A 23,650-nucleotide genomic window follows, 5' to 3' on the forward strand; every position below is an offset into this window, starting at 1 on the left:
ATTGTAGTTGTTAATATCATTACAATTCTCAAATCGGCACGCGTTTGGCCATGCCCCTGGTTCACCTTCAAGCCGTTTTTCGTATCCGGGGGCGCGCGGTGGCGGGATTCTTCCGACAGCTTGGGCAGGTTTTCCGGTCCCTCCGGCGCTCGCCGGGGTATGCCGCGGCTGCGGCGCTCACCCTGGCCATCGGACTGGCGGGTGCGCTCGCGGCCCTGGCCCCGGCCTGGGACGTGCTGGGGCATCCCTTCCATTTCCGGGATCCGGGACGGGTCGTCTGCCTTTCCGGGGAAGGACCGGAGGGCGCGGCCTTCCTGCGCCCGGTCGGCGCGCCGGATTTCGGGGACCTGCAGAAGGAGGTCCGGACCCTGGAGGGCCTCGCCGCCTGCAGGGACAGCACCCTCGACCTGGAAACCCCCGAAGGGAGCCGGCAGGTGCGCACGGCCCTGGTCAGCGCGGGATTCTTCGGCGTGCTCGGCCTGCCGCTGGGCCATGGCCGGGACTTCACCTCCGAAGAGTCCGCCCCGGGAGGGGCCCCCGTCCTCATCCTGACCGACCGGTTCTGGCGCCGGGCCTTCGGCGGCGACCCGGGCGCCGTGGGCCGGAGCCTCAACCTGGACGGCGTCCCGCATCGGATCGTCGGGGTCCTGGCGCCCCAGCGCCGCCTTCCCTTCTTCATGGGCGATGCCGTCGCGTTCCAGCCCCTGGTGTTCCGCTCGGGGGAACGGGGGCGGGCCAGGCCGAGCTGCTTTGTCTTCGGGCGGCTGGCGAAGGGAGCCTCCCTGGCCGCCCTCCAGCTGGAGCTGGACCGTCTGGCGCCCTCCCTGGGGCCGCCCCGGCCCGCGGGTGACCGTTCCTGGGGGATCAAGGCCCGCGGCCTGCTCGCGTATTGGCGGGCACGCGAGGCGCCGGCGCTGGCGATGACCATCCTTTCAGGGGTTCTGATCCTGCTGCTGGCCTGCGCCAACACCGCCCACCTCATGCTGGCCCGGAACCTCGACCGCACCCGGGAATGGGGCCTGCGCTCGGCCTTCGGGGCCGGGACCTTCGGCATGGGCCGGCCCATCCTGGCGGAGGCGGCGGTGCTGTGCGGCTTCGGCGGCCTTCTGGCCGTGGGCTTCCTGGCGGGCCTCGGGAGGCTGGACCTCCTGCCCGGGGAGGCCCTTGGCGGGCCGGTCCCGGGGCTCATGGCCGGGGCCCTAGGGGCCTCGGTGCTCCTGACGGCCTTCCTCCCCATCCGCTGGGCATCGCGCCTGGATCTCAACGAAGCCCTGCGCGAGGGAGGCACGGCCTCGGCGTCCAGGGGCAGCACCTTCCTGCGCGGTTGGCTCGCGGTGATCCAGTTCGCGCTGGCCTTCGCCCTGCTGGTGGGCGCCGGCATGAGCCTCCGGGCCCTGGAGCGGCTCCGGAACATCGACCCCGGCTACCACCTCGCGGACCTGAGCGTGGCCATCGTGACCTTGCGGGGCGGCGGCGATGTCCAGGCCCGGGGTCTGGCCTTCCAGCGCCAGGTGCTCCAGTCCTTGAAGGAGACGCCGGGCATCCAATCGGCCGCCATGTCCAACACGCGGCCCCTGGTCGACCAGGGCCACAACGGCAACGTCTGGCCGGAGGGAGGCCAGGGGTACCTGGAGGCCGGCCAGCATGCCGTCAGCCCGGAGTATTTCCAGACCCTGGGAATTCCCCTTCTGGCGGGCCGGAATCCGGAAGAGCGGGAGGCGGGAGCCTGCCTGGTCAGCCTCCAATTCGCCCGGCGCTGCTGGGGGGAGGCGGCGGCCCTGGGCCGGACCCTCCACCTGGGCGCTGCGAACGGGCCGGCCCTCGAGGTCGTGGGGGTCGTCGGGGAAGCCCGCATGAGCCGGCTCGCCCGGGAACCCATCCCGGCGGTCTACACGCCCCTGGCGCTCCGGGATTCCGGGTACCTGACGATCTACGTGCGCAGTTCCGCCCCGGCCGCCGCACTCCAGGGCATCGTGAAACAGGTGGTTCGCCAGGCGGACGGGAACGCCCGATTCCGGGAATTCCAGAACCTCGCGGCCCGGGCGGCCCAGGAAGGCGAGGAGCCCAGGCAGATTCGCGGGCAGACGCTGGCGGCGGGACTGCTGGCGGCCCTCCTGGCCGGTGTCGGGCTGGCCGGCACCCTCTCCCAGGCCGCGGCCCGGCAGAAACGGGAATGGGGGATCCGCCTGGCGCTCGGCGCCACGCCGGTCCAGCTCTTCGGACGGGTGTTCCGCCGGGTCGCGTGGCTCCTGGGTTCGGGCCTGGTCCTGGGCGGCGCCCTGACCTGGGGGTTGTCGCGCGTCCTGCGGCACCAGTACCTGGGCGTCGAGGCCGCCGACCCGGCCATCCTCGCCCCCGCGGTCCTGGCCCTGGGACTCACGGGCCTCGTGGCGGGGCTCACCCCCGCCCTGCGGGCCGCGCGGACCCAGCCCGCCGCGGCGCTTCGTTCCGAGTGAGGAACCGGCCCTCCGCCCTCCGGAGGGCCGGCACGACCCCCCTGGAGGGCGGCGGGCGCATCACAGGCCCGCGGTTCCGGGTTCGGACAGGGTGATGCGGGACAGGGTCCCGGCGGTGCCGGCGGCCAGGACATCCCCGGATTCCGTGAAGGTGGCGTTCACCTGCGTGTCCCCCGACAAAGGCGCCTCTCCGGACCCGAAGTGGCAGACCGGACTCGCCGTGGCCGTGGCCTTGTCGACCCGCCAGACGGTGAGGTCCGGGATGCCGGAGACCAGCAGGAGGTTCCGGGCCGGGTGGTACTCCAGGTGACCGACGGCCAGGCAGTAGGGATCCTGGAACCGGTGCAGGATGCGGTCCGTGACCCGGTTGTCGATGTGCTGGATCTCACCGTCGCCGAACCCCACGAACAGGTTGGTGTCGCTGTACCGGGCGTGGGCGAAGAGGTCCTTCTTGCCGAAGGTGGCCTTGAAGGCGGGCGGGATCGCGCCGCCGACCCGGGTGTCGTAGATGAGCAGGGTGCCGTCATCCAGGGTCAGGCTGGGGCAGATGCCCTGGTTCCATCCGGGCCAGGCCACCGAACCGATGACGCCGGTCTGCTCGAGCTTCCGGAACGCCTCCGGCCGCTCCAGGTCCACCAGGGTGAGGCCGCGGTCGTATCCGCCCGCCGCGAACTGGGCCCTGTTTCCCTGGTTGATGGCCAATTCCCGCAGCGTGGCCTTGTGGATCTCGGGCAGCTTCCCATGGATGGCAAGCTGGTTCGATGGGCTGAGGGAGACCAGATGCAGGGCCCCTTCGCCCGTCGAAACGATGGCGAGTTCCGGATGGATCCATTCCACCAGGCGCACCTCGCCATCCTGTTCGGAAAATCCCAGCCTGCCCAGCAGGGCGTCCTTGCCGGCCAGGTTCGAGGCATCCATGCACGCCAGCCAGTGCGACTTGGCGCCGGGCGTGTCGGTGCCCAGCAGGCACCGGGTGTCCTCGGCGGCGGGCCGGGTCAGGGAAAGACCCTGGTGCGCGGGAAGGGCCTTGTCCTCCAGCAGGGCGGTCATTCCCCGTTCGACCTTGGAGGTGAATCCCGGCAATCCGGCCGTCCGCGGGTTGAATCCCGAGATGGTAAGGAAGTTGGACTTGGCGGCCGGCCTTGTGCTGGACGTGGAACTGGAGCTGGAGCTGCTGCCCCTGCCTGGAGCGGCGGAGGGATTCAGGCTGGGGCAGGTGGAGGAGCTGGAGCTGGAGGAGCCGGCCTGCACGACGGCCGGGGTTTCGCGGGTTCCGTTCCTGCCGGAAGGGCTTCCGGCCCGCGGAACCATGGCCGAGGTGGCCACACCGATCCCCAGGAGCAGCGCAAGGCGCGTTTGATGTGGTAGCGTTGGAATTCTCACGTGGTTCTCCTTGGACGTGTCAGCAGATGGGTCTGACTCATCCTGTATGAACCGTATATCGGATGGGTTCCTTCGGTCGAAGACAGGGACGGCCGTGCCCGTGTCCCGCCGGAGGGCTTCGTTCCGGGTGACAGACCGGCCGGCTCGGGTTTACAGTCCCTCAGGAAATTCACGCCGGGTTTCCGGAGGTTGCACCTTCCCCTGGAGGATGGAATGACGGTTTCCGTCTTTGTCGGTGTCAGCGTCGACGGGTTTCTCGCACGCCCGAACGATGATCTCGATTGGCTTCCCGAAGGGGAGGACGAGTCTCACGGCTACGTTGAATTCCTGGCGGGCGTGGATGCGCTCGTCATGGGGCGGAGGACCTTCGAGAAGGTGCTGACGCTCGGAGAATGGCCCTATGGTTCCAAACGGGTCGTGGTCCTGAGCGGCCATCCCCTGGACCTGGCCCGGGCCGGGGGCGGCCCCGTGGAGCAGATGGCGGGGTCGCCCGACGGGATCATCGACCAGCTCGCCGCAAGGGGCATCACCCACCTCTACGTCGATGGCGGAGTCACCATCCAGGGGTTCCTCCGGGCGGGAAGGGTCGATCGCCTCATCATCACGCGCGTGCCGGTGCTCATCGGCGAGGGCATTCCCCTGTTCGGAACCCTGCCTCACGATGTCCACCTGCGCCATGTCGCCACCCGCGACTTCCCCAGCGGCCTGGTCCAGACGGAATATGCCGTCACCGGGCATCGGGCGCCATGGGTGGCGACGGCCCGACCTTGAAATCATCCGCCTGACCGCAGCCCGGGGCCTGGAAGCGAAGGCGTGACCCGGAACGGTTTCGGGAACCAATGCGAAGTTGGGTCCACCCATTCGAAGGGCGGATTTCCCCGCCCGCACAACCCGCGCCATCCACCCCAACGTCATGAAAGGTCCGCCCCTACGTAGGAATTGGGCAAGGCCCTCCTTCGTGAGGTCCTTCACCATCCCGGGATCCAGAGGGCAACGCCAGGTGCGGGTTCGAAGGGGTGACGGCACCCGCCGGCGCTGAAGGATCCCGACCACCTGGAGAAGAAGAGATGTACAACCCGCTCCCGAAACCGCTCAACGCGCCCGCCCATGCGCTACGCTCGCCGCTCGTCGCGGCCGCCCTGGTGCTGGCCTCCGGCGCCTCGCTTCAGGCCGGTTCCGCCTTCGTTGCCATCGAGAACCAGATGGAGTACGACTGGTCCGTGCTGGATATGAAGGCCCATCTGGAGAAGGGTGGGGTGGTGCTCAAGGTGCTGCCCTTTGAGCCGAAGGATCCGGGCCCGGTGGCGGCCACCGGCCTGGAGCCGGGCGCGCACCTGCTGCCGGCCCGGTCCAAGGTGCTCCTGCAGTTCGAGTTCCCGGCGGAGCCTCCCACCCTGGAACTCTACCTCATGCGAAAGGAGGATGATTTCGGCAGGGTCCAGGGCAATGCCCTGCGGCTTGCCTTCGCCACGCCGGCCGAGAACAAGGCCCAGCAAGGAGCGCGGCTGGGCACCCGGGAAACCCCCTATTGCACCTTCACCATCACGCCCAGCGGGTCCCTGGAACACACCCCCGGGGCGGCCCTGGACGGGACCGCCGGCAGCACCCAGGAACCGCCCTCGCCGTCCGTGCATTCCCGGGGCCTGGCCTTCGCTTCCGACCTGGAGGAACCCGTCAACGGCCGCATCCTGGCGACGCCCACCTACCGGGTCGACCCCTCGCCCCGCACCTCCCTGCCCGCCACGCCGGTCGGGAACGCCCGCCCGGGCGCGGAAAGCAGGAGCTTCCCGGTCGATTCGCCCGGCCCTCGCGCCCCGTGGCAGCTTCCGGCAGCCATGCACAGGAACCTGGCCGGAAAGGGCTGGTTCGCCGTGCACAACCGCTCCAGGAGCCCGTGGAGCCTCCGGCCGGCACCGGGCAACGGCCAGAACTACAGCGTGGCGAAGGACGGCGAACTCCGGGCCGTGCCCATGGGCAACCGCATCCAGATCCCGGCGGGCGGAAGCGCCGTGCTGGCGTTTGATTCGGACGCCGGCACGTTCGCCCTGGTGGACGCCCAGAGGGGCTGCCGGGCCAACCTCGTGGTCACGGGCGCGGGCGCGGAGTTCGAATGGTTCAAGATGGACGGCAAGGGAAGCGGGGCGCTTGCCCAGGCCGTCGCCAGCGCCGAGGTGGTGCGCACCCAGACCCCACGCCTTCTGTGCATCCTTAAGGACGCCTGGCCAGCGGCGCCGGTCTCGCCCAGCGTGCCCCGGTCCTGAGCCGACGCCCTCGCCACCCTGGCGCCGGTTCCAGCGGAGGCGGTTTCGCTGGCGGGTTCAGGGCCAGGGGGGAGACGGTCAGGCCCCGCCCACCCAATCCCCCGGGCCCGCCACTTCCTTGAGATTGGTCTTGAAGGCCTTTTCCCGGGGGATGCAGAGAAGGTTCAGGGAGACCAGCGTGCCGAAGACATTCTCCGGATTGCCCGCGAAATTGTCGGCGTGGAACAAGGGCGGGGTGTGCCACCAGAGACGGTAGTCCATGGCCTGCAGCAGTTCAATGAGCTCCTGGGACTTCTCCCGGCGGTCGTTTTCCACGTAGAGGGCCGGGCGCAGCCGGTGGAGGGTCTCGGCGGCGCCTTCCAGCACCTGGGCCTCCATGCCCTCCACGTCGATCTTGATGAAGGCACAGGCCCGCAGCCGGTAGGCATCCAGGATCGCCACGGGCACCTTCTCCCCTTCGGTCTCCTGCTCCAGGCTCAGGCCGCCGAAATTCGCGTCGGCGCCGTAGTCCAGGGACGGAATGTGCGCGAACCCCGTCCTTCGCCCCAGCCCCTTCTGCTCGGCCACCACGGTGGTGATGTTGTTCATGGCCAGGTTGGCGCACAGCACCTGGAAGAGGATGGGCTGGGGTTCGAAGGCCAGCACCGCCCCCTGGGGGCCCGCCAGGCGCGCCAGGAGCACCGTGTGGGCCCCCAGATTGGCGCCCACCTCCACCACCATGTCCCCCGGTCGCACCAGGTGCCGGAAAACCTCCGCCTCCCCTTCGCTGAATTCGCCGTACAGGGCCAGAGAGCGGCCCACGTACTGGTCCCTGGCCGGAAAGAGCATCCTTCCGTACCGGCATTCCCGGGCTTCGAAGATCGATGGGAACGCGAAGAGGGGATCCATGGATACAGATCCTAACCGCCGCCGCCCCGGCTGTCCCGTCCCGGCAGCCCGAATCCGCGCCCCCCCGCTCCCGTCCGGGCGCGGGGAGCGCGCCTGTCGCCCGTCGTTCGATCACCCTCGCCCATCGGGGATCACGAGGGCCCATCCAGGATCATTTCCGGACCTCTCCAGGGCCAAGGCCCAGGCGCCTGTTCGCCCTCAGGAGGCCGATGGCTTCAACCATACGCCTGTGGCGCGTTTCGTCCCGCTTCGCGGCCGATACCCAACCCACATACCGGCGCTGGTGGGAGGGGGGCAGGCCCTGGAAGTTCTTTGATGCGGCCGGGTCGGCCTGGATTGCGGCCATGAACCAGGAAGGCGGGAAGGGTTCGGCCGATTCTCCGGGAGGCTGTTTGGCCAGATCCAGCGAAGCCAGGCCGGGGGGCGCAAGGAGGCCTGCGGCCTGCAGCTCCCTGGCCAAGGCGAGGTTGACCGGGGACCACCTGGAATGCCGGGTCCGGGGCGAAAAGCGCTGGGCGAACTTCTCGTCGTCCAATCGCTGGCGCACGCCGTCAATCCAGCCGAAGCAGAGGGCCTCCAGGAGGGCCTCCCGGTAACCGAAGGCCGCGCCACCCGCAGCCCGCTTGGTGAAGATGAGCCAGATTTCCTTCGCGGTGTCGTGATTGCGCTCAAGCCAGTCACGCCAGGCTTTGCGGTTTCCGGGTTCAAGCGTCGTGGTGATCAGCATGGTGGATCCGAGGGAGCAGGCGCCCAGCTGGGCTCCAGGGTACACCCGGGCCGGCCAGGGGAGGAGAGGGCATCCTTGCGTTTAGTTCTATATCGAACTATACTTGATCGAACCATTCTCGGGAGGCCTCATGGTCAAGCGGTCGCTCCTTCTGGGCCAACTCAAGGCGAGGTTCCGGCAAGCGCCGGACCTTCCCTCCACCCTCCTCTCCCTGGAGCGGGCCGCGCTGGACCGTTCCGACCGCCTGGACGCGGATGGGTTCCTGGACCTCTCGGATCCGGAGGTTGTCTACATCGATCCCTTCCTGGAGCAGCCCATCGCCGGCCTCGAGAACCTGCGAAGCTTCTACAGGCGGGTGATGACGCCCTCCGGCGAGGCCACCCCCGGTGAGATGTCCCATGCCAGGGTGCAGGCGCTGGGCGACACCGCCGTGATGACCTACACCTACCGGCGCAGGGATGGGGCCGGGCCGGCCTGGAACGCCACCGAGGTCTACCACAAGGGGAGGGAGGGCTGGCGCATCGTGCACACCCACTGGTCCTTTGGAAAGACGCAGGTGGCCTCGTGATCGACAAGGGCTCCCTGCTGGACATCCTGGACCAGGCCGACACCGTCCTTCTGGCCACGGTGAGCGGTTCGGCCCCGCGCATGCGCGCCATGGTCAACCTTCGGCGGAAGGACCTCTTCCCGGGCCCGTCGGCGTGCGCGCGGGATGCGGGGTTCGACGTGTATTTCTGCACGTCGGCCGCGTCAGGCAAGATCCGGGAACTGCGGGCGAATCCCGCGGCCGCGGCCTATTTCGCCCTTCCGCACCTCGGTCGCGGCGTGATGCTCTCCGGCGTGGCGGAGATCCTTGAATCCCCGGACCTCAAGCGGGCGCTGTGGGACGACAGCTGGAGGAGGTACTGGCCCGACGGACCTTCCGATTCCGACTGCGTCGTCGTCAGGCTTGCCGCCGAGACGGCCACCGGCTGGTCCGGGACGGAAACCTTCCACCTGGACCTTCGATCCCTATGACCGGGCATCGGCGAGGCGGCTTTCTCATCGCGAAGATCCATCGGATCGGCGGGCGCATCTTCGCCCGGATGCTGCGCGAGCGGGGAATCGAGCTGGATCCCGCGCACGGGCGCGTGCTGTTCGTGCTGTGGGAGGAGGGCCCGATGACGATTTTCGAGCTGGCCAAACGCGTCTCCCTCGGGAAATCGACCCTGACCCATACGGTCGACCGGCTGGAAGCGGCCGGCCAGATCGTCCGGGTGCGCAGTGCCGAGGACCGCCGGAAGGTGATGGTGGAATTGACCCCGGGGAACCAGGAGCTCCAGGCGCTCTACGGCACGGTTTCACAGGAGATGACCGACCTCTTCTACGGCGGGTTCTCCGAGGAGGAGGCCGACCGGTTCGACGCCCACCTGGGCCGCGTGCTCGCCAACCTGGAGCGGGCTTGATTCCTGCCCGCGCCTGGGCCATCCTCCCTAGATGCAGCTGACAGGTCTGGAGATCGTGAACTTCCGCGGCATCGCGCGCCTGCGGCTGGAGGTGGAGCCCGACGCCACGGTGCTCTTCGGGGAGAACGCCTGGGGCAAGACCAGCCTGGTGGAGGCCCTGCAGAGCACGCTCGGGGAGCGGCCCCTGACGGAGGAGGACTTCCACCGCCTGGCCAACGACCGCACCACCATCGCCAGGCGCATGAGCATCACCCTGACCTTCAGGGGAGACCCGCATCCGGAGCTGGAACCGGCCGCATGGCGCGACGGGGCGGGCGCGGCGCGCCTGGTGCTCCAGTGGAGCGGGCGGCGGCTGGACCGGGGGCGGGCCAAGGTCCGCCGGCTCTTCCTGGATGCCCAGGGCCGGGAGATCCCGCTTCCGGAGGGGGAGGCGGCGCGGCTGGCGGACCGGGTCCGCCGGGACCACCCCCTTTTCGTCTTCCGGGAGCTGCGCCTGGCGGACGGGATCCTGGCCCCGGCCCTGGCCACCGGCCAGGCCATGCACGAGGATCCCGAAAAGGCCGTGGGGCGGGTGTTCGAGCGGCTGCTCTCCGTGCCCCATCAGGTGCACCCCAGCGAGTTGGCCCGGGGCCTGGAGGCCCTGAGGCGGGTGGCGGAACACCGTCCGGAGCTCTTCCAGGGCCTCCAGCCGGCCGGAGAGGCCCCGTTCCGCCGGGCCCTGGACATCGCGGAGGCACCCCTGGGCTTCCAGGGCGGGGACGCCCTGGCGGACCTGGCCCGGCACGCCGGGGCGGGCATGCGGCAGGTGGTCCTCCTGACCCTGGTGGGGGCCCTGCTCCAGGCGGAGGCCGGGGCCTCCCTGGGCAGGGGCGCCCGGCCCATCCTGGTGCTGGAGGATCCCGAGACCCACCTGCACCCCATCCAGTTGGCCACCGCCTTGAACGTGGTGTCCCAGCTCCCGGTGCAGAAGCTGATCACCAGCGCCAGCGGAGCGCTCATGGCCGGCTTCCCCATGCGGGCCCTGCGCCGCCTGGTGCGCCGCAACAACGACACCGCGGTCTTCCCGGACCCCGACGGACCCGCCCTGGGCCCCACCGAGATGCGCCGGGTGGCCTTCCATGTGCGCACCCACAATGCCGACAGTCTCTTCGCCCGGGTCTGGCTCCTGGTGGAGGGGGAGACCGAGGCCTGGCTCCTGCCGGAACTGGCCCGGGTCTGGGGCCTCAACTTCCCGCTGGAGGGGATCCACTGCGTGCCCTTCGCCCAGGCGGGGCTGGCCCCCCTCCTGGCCTTCGCCGACCGCTTCGGCCTGCCGTGGCACCTCATCGCGGACGGGGACGAGGCCGGCCGCCACTACGTGGCCCGGGCCCGGAAGCTCCTCAAGGGCCGGCCCGAGGCCCGGTTCATCACCGCCCTGGCGGATCCCGACCTGGAGCACTTCCTCTGGCGCGAAGGCTACGAGGGCGTGTTCCGGGGCGCCGCGGGCCCGGTGGAGCCGGAGGCCCCGGCCTCGGTGGTGATCCGCCAGGCGCTGCGCGCCTTCTCGAAGCCCGGCATGGCCCTGGAAGTGGCGGAGGAAGCCGGCAAGCGCGGCCCCTCCGGCATTCCGGCCCCCCTGGCGAAACTCTTCCGCAACCTGCGGGACAGGGCCATGCCCGCCGGGGGCGCGGCGGGGTGACCGAACGAAAGACCGCCCTTGCGGCGGTCTGACAAAGCCTTAAATTACTTGCGTTCTTCTTGCATTCCGTTTCCAGGCCCACACGGTCTCCGCTCCCCCCGCCGTCCCGGGGGCCGGTGATCCGTGTGCGCTCACCCTGGCGATTCATTCCCCCCGCGGTCCTGAAGGGAGGCCTTGAAGCCATGCCGAACGTCAAGCTGATCATCCCCAATCCGCCAGGCACTCCGCTGGCGCATCTCAGGCACCTGGCCGGCACGGCGGTGTCGGACCAGCGCTCCCTTGGGGCGCATTTCACCCTGGCGGATCTGGGGATTCCACTCGGAGGGCCGGGCGATGCCTGGGACGTGGCGCATGAAGCGGCCCTCCAGATGCAGAGGCGGTTCCTCGAACCGGACGTGTCCGCGGGGTTTCCGGAACCCTCCGATCCCGCCGGGACCCGTGAGGCGCTGGCCGAGGAGGACGGCAGGGCCCACGATCAGGTGGAGGGCCCGCTCAAGGGTCCCGGTTTCGGCTGGCACCGGTTGCCGGACTACGCCCAGCTGGAGGCGGCCCGCCTGGACGCCAATGCCGGCCATCCCTCCGAGACCCGCGTCGCCATCTGCGATGTGGGCTTCGACCTGGAGCACGAGGCCTTCCCCAGGGACCGGGTCCAGTACGCCCGGAACTTCCTGCCCGACGCCGCCCCCGCCAATGTCCGGGACCGGGACGTCCACGGGCTCCTGAAGAACCCCGGCCACGGGACGGGGACGATGGGGATCCTGGCCGCGGGGAAGCTCGGGCCGGACATCGTCTCGGCCGAGCCCGCAGGGCTGGAATTCTTCCTGGGCGCCGCGCCGGATGCCTTCGTGGTTCCGCTGCGCATCGCCACTTCGGTGGTGCTCTTCAGCGTCTCCAGCTTCGTGGAGGCGATGGAGTACCTGCTGGATCTCGACGCGCGGGGGATCCACACCGATGTCGTCTCCATGAGCATGGGGGGCGTAGGCAGCGCGGCCTGGGCCGACGTGGTGAACCGCGCCTACGCCCGGGGGATCCTCGTCGTCACGGCGGCGGGCAACAACGTCCCCCTGGGCCTCGGCCTTCACAGCCCCACGAGCACGGTGTTTCCCGCGCGGTTCAACCGGGTGGTCTCCGCCACCGGCGTCACGGCCGGGTTCGCCCCCTACGCCACCATCACCGATCTGAAGATGCGCGGGAACTACGGTCCGCCCAGCAAGATGCGCACGGCCATCGCGGCCTACACGCCGAATTCCCCCTGGGCCTTCTACCGGAACGACCGCAGGATCGATCTGGACGGGCAGGGCACCTCCTCCGCGACGCCCCAGGTGGCGGGGGCCGCGGCGCTGTACCTCCGCAAGCACAAGGGGGCCATGGCCGGCTGGGAGCCCTGGCAGGTGGCCGAGGCCACGCGCCGGGCGCTCTTCCGGAGCGCGCGCCGCACCCATCCCGTGACCGGGGCGCCCCTGCTGGATTGCGATACGTACTTCGGCGCCGGCCTCCTCGCGGCCCTGGACGCGCTGCAGTGCGCTCCCGAGCAGCCCGGGGCCCCCGAACCCGAGGATTCCGTCTTCCTGCCCGCCCTGGACGTCCTCTTCGGGAACGCAGGGCAGCCGCTGGCGGGCTGGGAGGGCGAGGACGCGTTCCGGAAGATGCTCTGGCTGGAGACGGTCCAGCTGATCCACCGGGATCCCCAGGTCGAAGCCGCCGTGGCCGACCCCGACAGCGGTTCCATGAGCGGGGAGGAGCAGGCGAACCTCCGGAAGGCGATCCTCGACAGTCCGGAGGCCTCGGCCACCCTGAAGCGGTTCATCGACGCCGGCTACCGGTCCCCCCTGCGCACCCTCCCGCGCAGGCCCATCGACCCGCCTCCCCCGGTCCGGGAGGAGGATCCGCCGCCCCCCCAGGCCAGGCGGCTCCAGGCCTACGCCTTCGACCCGAGCCTTTCCGGGAGGTTCGAGAGCTTCGGCTTCAACAAGGTCTCCCTCGACGTTCCCTGGGAGAAGCTGGACCCGGGCCCCTGCGGGGAGTACCTCGCCGTCATCGACCACGACCCCGCCACGGGCTGCTTCTACCCGCCGGTGAACCTGGACCACCCGCATCTGCTCGCCTCCGAGGGCCTTCCGCAGTCTCCCGGCAATCCCCAGTTCCACCAGCAGATGGTCTACGCGGTGGCCATGCGCACCATCCGGAATTTCGAGATGGCCCTGGGGCGCCGCGTCCAGTGGTCTCCCCGGATGCGGCCGGGAAGCCCCGACGACAGCGCCTTCGTCCAGCGCCTCCATGTGCATCCCCACGCGCTGCGGGAGCAGAACGCCTACTACCATCCCGGCAAGAAGGCCCTGCTCTTCGGCTACTTCCCGGCCGAACCCGCGGATCCCCAGGAGCTCTACACGGGCGGCATAACCTTTTCGTGCCTGTCCCAGGACATCATCGCCCACGAAACCACCCACGCCATCCTCGACGGCATCTACCGCCGGTTCAACAACCCTACCAACCCGGACCAGCTGGCCTTCCACGAGGGCTTCGCCGACCTGGTCGCGCTGCTCCAGCACTTCACCATCGCGAGCGTGGTCGAGTCGCAGGTCCGCAGGGTCCGCGGCGATCTGAAGGTGGGCAACGCGCTGATGGAGATGGCCCGGGAGTTCGGGGAGGCGACCGGGATGCACGGCGCCCTCCGCACCGCCATCGGCGGCGGCGCCGATCCGGCCACGGGAAGGCCGGACTACCTCGCCCTCGGCAATACGACGGAGATCCACGACCGGGGCGCGATCCTCGTGGCGGCCGTGTTTGACGCCTTCCTGAAGATCTACGACGCCAAGACCGCCGACCTCCGCCGCATCGCCACGGGCGGGACCGGCCTCCTGCCCGGCGGCGAGATATCGGCGGATCTCGTGAGGCGCTTCGCTGGGGAGGCCACGGCCCTCGCCTCCCAGTTCCTGCAGATGTGCATCCGCGCCCTGGACTACTGCCCCCCGGTCGACCTCACGTTCGCCGACTACCTCCGGGCCCTGATCACCGCGGACCACGACCTGCTGCCTTCGGATCCCTGGGGCTACCGGATCGCCATCGCCGAAAGCTTCCGCCAGCGGGCCATCTTCCCGGCCAACGTGATCACCTTCGGCGAGGAGACCCTCCTCTGGCACCGCCCGAAGGGGAACTGCGTCAGCCGGATGTTCCAGTCGGCGGGGCAGCAGCTGGAACTTCTCGCCACCCACCTCCTCCACCTGGATCCGGGGCCCGCCCAGGAGGGCGTTCCCCGCCCCGGGGCCCGGCGGCGGATGTTCAAGCTCGCCCGCGGCGCCCGGGCGACCCTCCACAACCGGATGCGGGACCATATCCTGGCGCTTCCGGCCGCGGAGCGGGAGGAGATCTCCCGCGAGCTCGGCCTCGACCTGGGCGGCGAGGCTCCGGTTTTCGAGGTGCACACCGCCACCATCGCCGAACGGCAGGGGCCGGACGGTCGCATGCTCCGGCAGTTCGTCCTGACCTTCCTGCAGGGGAGGACGTCCGTCGAGGACGGGGTCGAGATCGAGCTCTGGAGCGGCGCGACCGTGCTCCTGGACCGCCACGACCGCTCCGTGCGCTACATCATCACCAAGAGCGCCCACAGCCCGGAGCGCGCAGCCCGGAACCGGGCCTTCGCCCTCGCGGAAGCCGCCCGGAACAACCCCTACTTCGCCACCTCGGCCGATCAGCGCTTCGCCCTGATCCACGCCGCGGGGAGGATCCGCCATGACTGACCCCGAAGTCACCGTCCGCATGTACTGCACGGGCCTGGGCGACTGCCACCTCCTGACGTTCAGGACGGCCCGCCGGACCAGCCATGTCCTCATCGACTGCGGCTACTTCCCCGGTTCGCCCTTCCCCGGCGTCGGGATCGACGAGATCGTCCAGGATATCGCAGCCGTCACGGAGAACCGCCTGGACGCCATCGTGGTCACCCACGAGCACCAGGACCACCTGCAGGGCTTCGCCGACGAGGCCGGCCGGTTCGAGGCCATGGAGAAGTCCGAGCTGTGGATGGCCTGGACCGAGAAGCCGGGCCAGAAGATCGTGCCCTCCTCCCGTACCCTGGCGGCCCTGGAGGCCGCGGCCCGGGGCCTGGCCGCCAGCGCCGACCCCGAGGCGAGCCGCACCGGGGGGGCCGTCCAGGAGATGCTCGGTTTCTCCCAGGGGACTGCGAGGACCTTCGACACGGTTAAGGGCTGGTTCCCCGCGGCCTCGAGGAAGTACTGGAAACCGGGTGATGTCCTCGAACCCGACTGGCTTCCGGGGGTCCGGGTCCACGTCCTCGGCCCCCCCGCCGACCTGGCGATGCTGCACAAGAAGACCGGTACGAAGGGCACCCAGATGTATGAGCTGGCGGCCGATCCCTTCGGCTTCGCGGCGGCGGCGCTCGACGTATCCGAGCCGGGCACGCTGTCGCCCTTCGATGCCAAGTATGCCCGTGCGAAGCTGCCGGATCCCGTCGCCGGCCTCTACGAGGAGGCCTGGCGCCGCATCGACTCGGACTGGCTCCTGAGCGCCTCGCGTCTGGCGCTCCAGTTGGACACCTACACCAACAACACGAGCCTGGTACTGGCCTTCGAGCTGAAGGCCTCCGGCCGGGTGCTGCTCTTCGTGGGGGACGCCCAGATCGGCAACTGGCTGTCCTGGCCGTCGGTGAGGTTCACGGATCCCAAGGGCCGCGAGCTGGACGTCACCTCCGCGGACCTGCTCTCCCGCACCGTCTTCTACAAGGTGGGCCACCACGGGAGCCACAACGCGACCCTGGTCGAAGGCGGCCTCTCCGGGATGACCAGCGGGGACCTCCACGCCGCGATCCCCACGAACGCGGCCTGGGCCCAGAGCGCCAAGAACTGGGTGATGCCCAACGCGAACCTGCTCAAGGCCCTGAACCGCAAATGCGCCAAACCCGTGATGCGAGCCGACAAGCCGGTCAATAAACAGGATCCCTGCATCCAGTTCACGCTCTAGAAGCTGTCCCCGCCTTCGGGCCGGTCCGCTTCACGGTCGTTCAAGGAGCAGTTCCAGGTGCCTCCTGGCCGTCAGGGGATGCCTCACCTGTCGCGGCGAGAAGCCGACCCGCGCCCGCATGGCATCCGTGAAATGGGCATGGGAAGAGAAACCCGCCTGGCACGCGATGGCCCCGATCGACAGCCTGGGACCTGCGCGCATCAGGTCGAGGGCCTTCGCCAGTTTCAGGCGCAGCGAATACTCGCGGAAGGGCATTCCCAGATAGCCCGAGATGGCGCGGCTGAGCGAGCATGGCGTCAGCCCAACGGATTCAGCGAGAGCAGCCAGCGAGCGTGGTTCCGAAGCCTGGACAAGCTGCTCCAGCGCATCTTCCATCCTCCTTCTCAAGCGGCCGGGAAAAACCGGGGCAGGCGCATCCATGGAGCCGATGGACGCGATCAGGTCGAAGGCGACCAGCTCGCCCGAAAGGTCATCCATCGGCTGTGTCTCCAGGCTCTGCCAGCAATGGTGCGCGATGAGGGATGCCGCGGAGAGGGGCCTGATTCCGGGCCTGAGGGCTGGAGCAACCCTGGCGTCGGCAAGCGAGAAAAGGGTCGCCTCGATGGGAGCGCCTTCCACGCTCGCCATGGAAAGGCATTCTCCAGGTTCGGCAACCAGGGCCATGCCTGGGAGCAGGAGTGCGCGCTTTCCCGATCGGCGGATTGCAAACCGTTTTCTTGGAAGAATCAAAATCCATTGGGATTCAGGCTGCGGCTCGCTGGACGGTTTGCCGGAGCAGCGCCATGCACCGGCAGTGAGCGAAAGGGTCTGGAGCGTGGGATGGAACGGCATGAGGATTTCGGCAAGAACGTGGAAGCGGGAAGCGCCGCCATGTTGCACTCTACTCCCGTAAGGATCCCTCCCCCGGGGGTTTCTGCCACGGCTGGCCCGCCGCCCATCTTGCCCCAGCCGCCGATTCAGGGAAAGCTACATGACGAAGCCCTGCAATCGAAACCGACGTTGATCCTGCGAGGCCCCTTCCCTCTCGCGTTGAAACCGTTGATCACCATGGAGATTCCGCCGATGCGATTCTGCCCGCGCGCGATCGTTCTCGCCTTTCTTTCAATTCAGCTCGCATTTTCGCAAACGAATGCGTCGAAAAAGCCACCCCAGGCGGAATTCATTCTCCTGGGTTCGGTGCATGACATGCACATGAAGCCGGAAATGAAATTTTCCCTTCCCGACCTTCGACACCAGATTGAATCCATAAGACCGGACCTGATCTGTCTGGAGATCGAGCCGGAGGCTTTCAACTCGTTGATGGAAGGGTACTTCCCGCCCGAAGCAGCCTATATCGCCGCCATCGCGAACGAGTTGCAGGTACGCGTGGTCCCGACCGACTGGCGCATCGCCAAGGAATGGCAGGATCGTGCGAGCCGGCAGGTTCCGAAGGATGTCGAGGATCGCATCTCATGCACGCAGGGAGAAATGCTTAAGGCCATCCAACGCGCATCATCCCAGCCGTCGATATTCGATTTTTTCCACGGTGAATTCCAGCAGCTTGCAGACAGGCAATTCATGCAGAATATGGACGAGAATAGCGCCGCCGACATTTCGAGCGGCGCCTGGCATGAACGCAACAGGCGCATTGTCGAAAATGCCCTGGATGCGGCAGGCGGCGCTAGAAAAATCCTGTTCGTGTACGGCGCCGCCCACCTGCCTCAGATCGCGCGAGAACTGGCGGATCGTGGCTTCGCTTCCTGCCTGGCGCCGAGGATGTTCACCCCGTGCGGAATCCAGCCCCTGTCACCGGTCGTCCTCTCGCGCTGGCGCCGCAACCTTGAAAACCTCAAGGCCATTCGCGACGGCCACGTGAAGGTGACCCGGGACAGCTACCTGAAGGTGACGGGCAGCAATCGCATCGCCAACCTGGAAGAGGCTCTCGCGGTCTACGGCGGGGCGGGAAAGCCGTGATTCCCGGGGAAGAGGCCTCCCGGCCACGGGATCCGGACCGGATCGCCACGTGATCGTCCGCGGCCTGCGTATTCTTCAATTTGCCCGATGTGGCGACCGAAAGGGGACCCCATGCGCTGCCTATTCAACCTGCTCCTCGCATCCGCCTTCGTGGCCCAGGCCCAGATTCCCGCCCTGAAGACCGGCCGGGAGGTGGTGGAGGCCATGCACGCCCACTGGCAGGGAAGGTGGTACCGCACGCTGGCCTTCTCGCAGCACACGCGCTCCCTGGCTCCCGACGGAACCGAGACGTTGGGCGTCTGGCACGAGGCCTTGGAGCATCCAGGCAGGCTGCGCATCGATTTTTCGCCCCTCGCCGGGAAATCCGGCCTGGTCTGCACGCCAGACCGCATCCACCACTTCAAGGGAGGCTCGCAGACTTCCGTGCAGGAGACCTGGAACCACCTCCTGGTGCTCATCGGTGACATCTATTGCCAGCCCGGGTCCAGGTCCCTGATGCAGCTCGAGAAGCTGGGCTTCGATCCCGCCAGGACCCACCGGGCGCAGTGGAGGGGGCGCACCTGTTTCGTCGTGGGCGCGGAAGCGGGGGACGAACGGTCCAACCAGTTCTGGATCGATGCCGAGACCTTCCTGCTCTGGCGGGTGATCCGGAAGGACCCGGACGCGCCCAAGGCGATGCGGCGGGAGGTCCGGATCGAGGAGTATCGCCACGTGCAGGGCTACCCCATCGCGGCGAAAATCCACTTCCTGGACGAGGGACGCCTGTTCTTCAGCGAAGACTACTTCGACATCCGCGTGAATCCACGCCTGGATCCCGCCCTCTTCGATCCCTCCTGCTTCGCATCCGTGCCCATGCCCCTGGGCTCCTCCCCTGACGGGAAACCCTGAGGAGGGAAAGGGCGTTAACTTCGTTCCCGAAATCGGAGGTCCCGTGAGCCCCTGCTACCGCCCCTGGCCCCGCCGGGCCACCCGCTTCGCCGTTGCCCGGTTCCTTTCCGTCCTGCTGGCCTTCCACCCTGGCGCGTTCTTCCTCACCGCTCAGCCGAGGTGCGTCCACCGGCTGGAGATCCCGGATCTCTACCCGGAGGGCATCGCCGTGGATCCAGGCACGGGCCGGACCTTCCTCAGCAGCCTCCTGCATGGCGGCATCCTGGCCGTGGCTCAGAACGGGCGCGCCCGCTGGTTCATCCCACCGGGCCCGGAAGGCCCCTGGCGAACGCTCGGCCTCCAGGTCGATCATCGTCGGGGGCTCCTCTGGATGGCCTCCAACGGTGGAACGGAGCAGGAACCCGGTGACAGCGCCGTCTTCGCGGCGGACCTGAGGAGCGGGCGGATCCTGCGGCGCATCCCGGCCCCACGGGAGGGCGCCCACCTCTTGAACGATCTGGCCCTGATGGCGGATGGAACGGTCTACGTGACCGACTCCCGCGCGGGCACCGTCCACCGGATCGCCCAGGGCTCCTCCCGCATGGAGCCCCTGCTCCCCGCGGGAACCCTGCGCTACCCCAATGGGATCGTGGCCACCCGGGACCAGAAGGCGCTTCTCGTCGCCGCCGGCGGAGCCGGTCTCTACCGCATCGAACGGCAAGGCGGGGCCGCGCACCCCGTCGCGATTCCTCCGTCTCTGGAGCCGGAGGCCTTCCAGGGCATCGATGGCCTTGCCAGGCGGGGGGACAGGCTGGTCGCCGTACAGAACGGGCGGGAACCCCCGCGCATCGTGGCCTTCCGGCTCGACCCCTCCGAAACGGAATTGAAAGAGCTGGACGTTCTTCTCTCGAACCACCCGGCCCTGGCGGGCATCCCCACCACCGGCGCCTGGACGGGGCGAAACTTCCGGTTCATCGCCAATAGCCAGATCCTTGGGCTGAAGACCGAACCCCGGAAGCCATCGGAGCCCTTCCTGGTCATGGAAATTCAGGCAACCCCGTAGGCCCGCGAGGAGGTTGGGCATGGGTAAGAATTGTGTTCGGCTTTTTTGAATGTTCATTTTATTTGAACAAACAGGATATTCGAACACTCTCCTTGACAACACGCCCTCCCAGGCATATGTTCGAGTTTTAGAGATGTTCGCGTTTTTCGAACAATGCATGGAGTCGAACCGTGATCGAACTGGCTGAGGCGGAAAACCTGATCCGGGTAGCCCTCCGAAACTTCGAGGAGCAAACCGGTTTCGCTGGCAATCTCATTGCTCCCGGAGACGCACGGCGTGACGAGCAGAAACCCGATCGTCACGATGCCTGGGTCGAAATCATAGGCGGGGACACACGGAATGCCTTCGTTGTCGAGGTGAAGAAGACCATCGGCCGGGTCTGGGCCCTGGAGGATGTGCAGCGCCGATTGAAGGCCTACCCGGCTCCCGGCCTGTTGTTCACCCGGTATGTCTCCCCGGCACTCGCAAGGCAATGCAAGGACCTGGGCCTGCAATTCATGGACACAGCCGGGAATGCCTATATCAATGAGCCCGGCATGTTCATCCAGATCACGGGCCAACGCCCCGCGGTCGACCCTTGGGAGGAGACCGCGACTTTCAAGGGCTTCACCCCCGCAGGATTGAAGATCCTCTACGCCTTCATCTGCGATGAAGCCCTGCTCAATGCGCCTTTCCGGGAAATCGCCAAGGCCGCCAAGGTCGGGCTGGGCACCGTGGCTGAAACCATCAGGGATCTCAGGAGGCAAGGCTTCGCGGTGGTGGACGAGCAACTCAAAAGTCGCCTTTTCAACACCAGGCGACTGCGGGAGACCTGGATTGAAAGCTATCCCATAAGGCTCCGGAGAAAACTTCAGGGAAGACGGTTCACAGCCCCCGACCCAGAGTGGTGGAAAGAGGCTCGGCCGAGAGACCAGGGTGCCTACTGGGGAAGCGAAGTTGCCGCGGCCAAACTCACCGGGTACCTTCTTCCCCAAACCTGCACCCTCTATACCCACGGGGATCCCAAGGCCCTCATCCTCCGCTACCGCCTGCGCCCTGATCCCATGGGGACCATCGAGGTTCTCCAGGCCTTCTGGGATCCCGCCCTGCCGCAGGGACCCGCTCCCAACGAGGATGTGGTGCATCCTCTCCTTGTCGAAGCTGACCTGAAGGCCATCGATGATCCCCGTACCAACGAAACGGCAAGAATGATCCATGAAAAATTTATTCAATAGCCTCTTGCGCCCCCTGGACACTGCCCTGGTCGTCCTGCTTACGGATGTGGACCAGATCTGCAAGTCCGTCCAGGTGGATTTCTTGCTCACCGGCTCGATGCCCCGGGAAATCGCTCTGTACCATGTCTTCGGCCTGGACAAAGGACGAGGAACCGCCGATGTGGACTTTGGCATTTCGGTCCAGTCGTGGGAGCATTTCGAACAGCTCCGAAGCGCCTTCTTGGACTCGGGCCTGTTCGAAAGGGACCCCAATCCCAGTGTATTTTGGAGCAGGCGCCCTGGCCGCCTTCAAGTCGACCTGGTACCGTTCGGGGCGATCGAGAAAGACGACGGAACCATTGCTTGGCCGCCCGAGGAACGCCAACGAATGAACGTTCTCGGCTACGAGGCTGCCCTGCGACATGCGTGGAGCTTTCCCCTTTCAGACAACATCGAGATCCCCATGGCCTCCTTGCCGGGAACTGTCCTGCTAAAGCTGATGGCTTGGCGCGATCGAGGCGAAGCCAGGGGCGGCAAGGATGCCCTTGACCTGATGACCATCCTGGAGAGCTACGACCGGGTGTTGGGCCAGGACGCCTTGTTCGGCCCATTCCAGGATCTGCTCGTGGCTTATCAGTTCGACCAAGAGGTGGCGGCCGCCCATATCCTGGGCGCCGAAGTCCGGGATATGACTGAGGTCAGGACCCTTGAGGTGATGCTGGAACCTTTCACGGAAAAAGGACGAGAATCTTTGAAATCGCACATGATCCGGAAATACCAGGCTGTGGATCGAAGCCGCCCCCTTGCCCGTGCCGGCGGCTTCCTGAATGCCTTGGAGAACGGCCTCCGGACTGGACTGGTGGTGCCTGAAGGTTGAACTGGATTTGGGAATTGTCATGGTCCGTGTTCCGAGGTCTCCGCTGCTTTTGGTATTGGTGATGCTCCCCACGCAGCTCCGGCAATTTCACGTAAATGCGTGGGTGAAAGTCATGAATCAGGGTGGTCGGGGGTGCTACCAACCGAATATAAGACTAATGTTTTCAATGTGCATGTGAGTTCATGTTACTCAAATCCGTACAGTGAAACGCCCCGAGGCGGGGGCGTTTCGTGTGGGATAGTTTGGCGGGGTTGATTAGGTGGGAAGTGTTTTGCGGGAGTCCCCGATCGTGGGGGGCTGGTCAGATTGAAGGGACAAATGGTGGCGGGAAGCTCCTTGGTTCCTGGAGCGGCAAGCCGGTCCGGGAGGAACACCTCACGGACAGCTTACGCCTTTCCGGGCGGGGGCGCAATCCTGACCGCCTTTGTCGATTAAATTCAGTTCCGGCCGTAGACGTCTTCCAGGCGCTCGATGTCGTCCTCGTCGAAGGTGCCGAGGCTGATCTCCAGGACCCGCACGGGGCTGGTGCGGGCGGCTTCGCAGCTGAGGCGGTGGATGCTGCCGGCGGGGAGCCAGATCTGGGCGCCCTTGTCGGGGGTGAGGACCTTGCCGTCCAGTTCCACGACGACGCCGGCGTCCAGGGCGACCCACAGCTCGTTGCGCAGGCGGTGGCGCTGGAGGCTGAGCTTGGCGCCGGGGCTGCAGGTGAGGATCTTGACGGTGCAGGGGGTGTTCAGGACGAACTGGTCGAAGCTGCCCCAGGGTTTGTCGACGTGGAGGGTGGCGGGTTTCTGGGTCATGGGGGGTCCTCTAGAGGAGATCGGTGCGGCCCAGGGAGGCCAGGCGCTCGACGATGGTCTTCACGTCCTGGGCGCGGTCCTTGCGGCAGAGGAGGAGGGCGTCGGGTTCGTCCACGACGATCAGGTTCTCCAGGCCGGAGCCCGCGATGAGGCGCTTGCCCCCGAAGATGGCGCAGTTGTTGGATTCGAGCAGGATGACATCGCCCTGGACGACGTTGCCGGAGGCGTCGGGTTCGTGGAACTCCACCACGGCGGGCCAGGAGCCCACGTCGGACCAGCGGAAGCGGGCGGGGACGACGGCCACGCGATCGGACTTCTCCATGAGGGCGTAGTCGATGGAGAGCTTGGGGAGGCGGCCGTAGGCCGCGGCGAGCCTGGCGGCGTCGGCGCCGGCGGCCATCCACTCGTCGAGGGGGGCGAGGATCTCGGGGCAGTGGCGGGTCAGTTCGGCGCGCAGGTCCTGGAGGGTCCACACGAACATGCCGGCGTTCCAGAAGTGGTGGCCGGATTCCAGGTACTCCACCGCCTTCTCGTAGGAGGGCTTCTCGCGGAAGGCCGAGGCGCCCAGGACCTTGCCCTTGCCCTCGGTCTCGATGTAGCCGTAGCCGGTCTCGGGATAGGTGGGGCGGATGCCGAAGACCACCAGGTCCCTCTTGCGGGAGGCGTGGTCCACGGCGGTGTCGATGTCCTCCAGGAACTTGTCCTGGTCCCCGATCCAGGAGTCGGCGGAGAGGACCACCATGACGCCGTCGGGGGTGCGGCTCTCGATGATGGCCAGGGCCAGGGCCAGACAGGGCGCGGTGTTGCGGCCCTCGGGCTCCACCAGGACGTTGCCGGGCGGGAGCTGGGGCAGCATGCGCCGGGTCTCGGCGGCCAGTTCCTCGGTGGTGACGATGTAGATGTCCTCGGGGAGGAAGGAGGGGGTCATGCGGCTGACGGTGGCGTTGAGGAGGGTCTCCTCCCCCACCATGGCCAGGAACTGCTTGGGGCGGGCGCCCCGGGACCGGGGCCAGAAGCGCGTGCCGCGGCCGCCGGCCATGATGACCGCGACCTTGCGCGGGCCGTTCTTGGGCTTTGTCATGGAT

At 67.7% G+C, this 23,650-nt stretch carries 21 protein-coding genes; 15 read left to right on the forward strand and 6 right to left on the reverse strand.

Translation table 11 applies throughout. The features are described 5' to 3' along the window. The first annotated feature begins 98 nt into the window (after positions 1-98). The gene (locus tag RAH40_RS10965) at positions 99-2,456 is read left to right on the forward strand and encodes an ABC transporter permease (protein WP_306602158.1); all 2,358 of its coding nucleotides are present in this window, start codon (positions 99-101) and stop codon (positions 2,454-2,456) included. Positions 2,457-2,516: 60 nt separating this feature from the next. Here RAH40_RS10965 and RAH40_RS10970 read toward each other — a convergent pair whose 3' ends face one another. After that, the gene (locus RAH40_RS10970; protein WP_306602159.1) at positions 2,517-3,506 is read right to left on the reverse strand and encodes a WD40 repeat domain-containing protein; all 990 of its coding nucleotides are present in this window, start codon (positions 3,504-3,506) and stop codon (positions 2,517-2,519) included. A 79-nt stretch (positions 3,507-3,585) separates the two neighbouring features. Between RAH40_RS10970 and RAH40_RS10975 the strand changes: the two genes are divergently transcribed. The 3 genes from RAH40_RS10975 to RAH40_RS10985 all read left to right on the forward strand — a co-directional run bounded on the left by RAH40_RS10975 (position 3,586) and on the right by RAH40_RS10985 (position 6,100). Next, positions 3,586-3,816, forward strand: a complete 231-nt coding sequence (locus RAH40_RS10975; protein WP_306602160.1) for a hypothetical protein — start codon at positions 3,586-3,588, stop codon at positions 3,814-3,816. A gap of 236 nt (positions 3,817-4,052) precedes the next feature. Next, on the forward strand, positions 4,053-4,610 hold the full coding sequence (locus RAH40_RS10980; RefSeq protein ID WP_306602161.1) for a dihydrofolate reductase family protein: 558 nt from the start codon (positions 4,053-4,055) through the stop codon (positions 4,608-4,610). A gap of 296 nt (positions 4,611-4,906) precedes the next feature. Continuing rightward, on the forward strand, positions 4,907-6,100 hold the full coding sequence (locus tag RAH40_RS10985; protein WP_306602162.1) for a hypothetical protein: 1,194 nt from the start codon (positions 4,907-4,909) through the stop codon (positions 6,098-6,100). 78 nt (positions 6,101-6,178) lie between these two features. On the opposite strand, the gene RAH40_RS10990 is transcribed toward RAH40_RS10985, so the two are convergent. Next, positions 6,179-6,988, reverse strand: a complete 810-nt coding sequence (locus tag RAH40_RS10990) for an FkbM family methyltransferase (RefSeq protein ID WP_306602163.1) — start codon at positions 6,986-6,988, stop codon at positions 6,179-6,181. A 151-nt stretch (positions 6,989-7,139) separates the two neighbouring features. Further along, positions 7,140-7,715 carry a YdeI family protein gene (locus RAH40_RS10995; RefSeq protein ID WP_306602165.1) on the reverse strand — a complete coding sequence of 192 codons (576 nt, stop codon included), beginning with the start codon at positions 7,713-7,715 and terminating at the stop codon, positions 7,140-7,142. 130 nt (positions 7,716-7,845) lie between these two features. Here RAH40_RS10995 and RAH40_RS11000 point away from each other — a divergent pair, with 130 nt between their 5' ends. The 6 genes from RAH40_RS11000 to RAH40_RS11025 all read left to right on the forward strand — a co-directional run bounded on the left by RAH40_RS11000 (position 7,846) and on the right by RAH40_RS11025 (position 15,812). Next, entirely contained in the window at positions 7,846-8,283 is a 438-nt protein-coding gene (locus RAH40_RS11000; RefSeq protein WP_306602166.1) for a nuclear transport factor 2 family protein, read from the forward strand. Next, the gene (locus tag RAH40_RS11005) at positions 8,280-8,732 is read left to right on the forward strand and encodes a pyridoxamine 5'-phosphate oxidase family protein (protein ID WP_306602168.1); all 453 of its coding nucleotides are present in this window, start codon (positions 8,280-8,282) and stop codon (positions 8,730-8,732) included. Before RAH40_RS11000 ends, RAH40_RS11005 begins: the two co-directional genes overlap by 4 nt. Next, a complete protein-coding gene (locus RAH40_RS11010) occupies positions 8,729-9,160 on the forward strand; it encodes a MarR family winged helix-turn-helix transcriptional regulator (protein ID WP_306602169.1) in 432 nt (143 codons plus the stop codon). Before RAH40_RS11005 ends, RAH40_RS11010 begins: the two co-directional genes overlap by 4 nt. A gap of 31 nt (positions 9,161-9,191) precedes the next feature. Further along, complete coding sequence (locus RAH40_RS11015; protein ID WP_306602170.1) at positions 9,192-10,838, forward strand: ATP-dependent endonuclease; 1,647 nt, start codon at positions 9,192-9,194, stop codon at positions 10,836-10,838. A 182-nt stretch (positions 10,839-11,020) separates the two neighbouring features. Beyond that, positions 11,021-14,575 (forward strand): S8 family serine peptidase, encoded by a 3,555-nt coding sequence (locus tag RAH40_RS11020; protein ID WP_306602171.1) that lies wholly within the window; start codon positions 11,021-11,023, stop codon positions 14,573-14,575. After that, entirely contained in the window at positions 14,568-15,812 is a 1,245-nt protein-coding gene (locus RAH40_RS11025) for a hypothetical protein (protein ID WP_306602172.1), read from the forward strand. Before RAH40_RS11020 ends, RAH40_RS11025 begins: the two co-directional genes overlap by 8 nt. Before the next feature lie 30 nt (positions 15,813-15,842). On the opposite strand, the gene RAH40_RS11030 is transcribed toward RAH40_RS11025, so the two are convergent. Beyond that, the gene (locus RAH40_RS11030) at positions 15,843-16,643 is read right to left on the reverse strand and encodes an AraC family transcriptional regulator (RefSeq protein WP_306602173.1); all 801 of its coding nucleotides are present in this window, start codon (positions 16,641-16,643) and stop codon (positions 15,843-15,845) included. On the opposite strand from RAH40_RS11030, the gene RAH40_RS11035 reads away from it, so the two are divergent. The 5 genes from RAH40_RS11035 (at position 16,632) to RAH40_RS11055 (ending at position 21,765) form a co-directional block, all read left to right on the forward strand. After that, the gene (locus tag RAH40_RS11035; protein WP_306602174.1) at positions 16,632-17,765 is read left to right on the forward strand and encodes a hypothetical protein; all 1,134 of its coding nucleotides are present in this window, start codon (positions 16,632-16,634) and stop codon (positions 17,763-17,765) included. The genes RAH40_RS11030 and RAH40_RS11035 overlap by 12 nt on opposite strands. A 111-nt stretch (positions 17,766-17,876) precedes the next feature. Beyond that, complete coding sequence (locus RAH40_RS11040) at positions 17,877-18,653, forward strand: hypothetical protein (RefSeq protein ID WP_306602175.1); 777 nt, start codon at positions 17,877-17,879, stop codon at positions 18,651-18,653. 43 nt (positions 18,654-18,696) lie between these two features. Beyond that, entirely contained in the window at positions 18,697-19,695 is a 999-nt protein-coding gene (locus RAH40_RS11045) for a hypothetical protein (RefSeq protein WP_306602176.1), read from the forward strand. Between the two features lie 170 nt (positions 19,696-19,865). After that, the gene (locus RAH40_RS11050) at positions 19,866-20,909 is read left to right on the forward strand and encodes a type IV toxin-antitoxin system AbiEi family antitoxin (protein WP_306602177.1); all 1,044 of its coding nucleotides are present in this window, start codon (positions 19,866-19,868) and stop codon (positions 20,907-20,909) included. Next, the gene (locus tag RAH40_RS11055) at positions 20,890-21,765 is read left to right on the forward strand and encodes a nucleotidyl transferase AbiEii/AbiGii toxin family protein (RefSeq protein WP_306602178.1); all 876 of its coding nucleotides are present in this window, start codon (positions 20,890-20,892) and stop codon (positions 21,763-21,765) included. Before RAH40_RS11050 ends, RAH40_RS11055 begins: the two co-directional genes overlap by 20 nt. A gap of 437 nt (positions 21,766-22,202) precedes the next feature. On the opposite strand, the gene RAH40_RS11060 is transcribed toward RAH40_RS11055, so the two are convergent. Together RAH40_RS11060 and RAH40_RS11065 are read right to left on the reverse strand one after the other, a co-directional pair. Next, entirely contained in the window at positions 22,203-22,565 is a 363-nt protein-coding gene (locus RAH40_RS11060) for a phosphomannose isomerase type II C-terminal cupin domain (RefSeq protein WP_306602179.1), read from the reverse strand. A gap of 10 nt (positions 22,566-22,575) precedes the next feature. After that, entirely contained in the window at positions 22,576-23,646 is a 1,071-nt protein-coding gene (locus tag RAH40_RS11065; protein ID WP_306602180.1) for a mannose-1-phosphate guanylyltransferase, read from the reverse strand. Positions 23,647-23,650: the final 4 nt, after the last annotated feature.

The organism is Geothrix sp. 21YS21S-2, assembly GCF_030846775.1.
Taxonomy (GTDB): domain Bacteria; phylum Acidobacteriota; class Holophagae; order Holophagales; family Holophagaceae; genus Mesoterricola.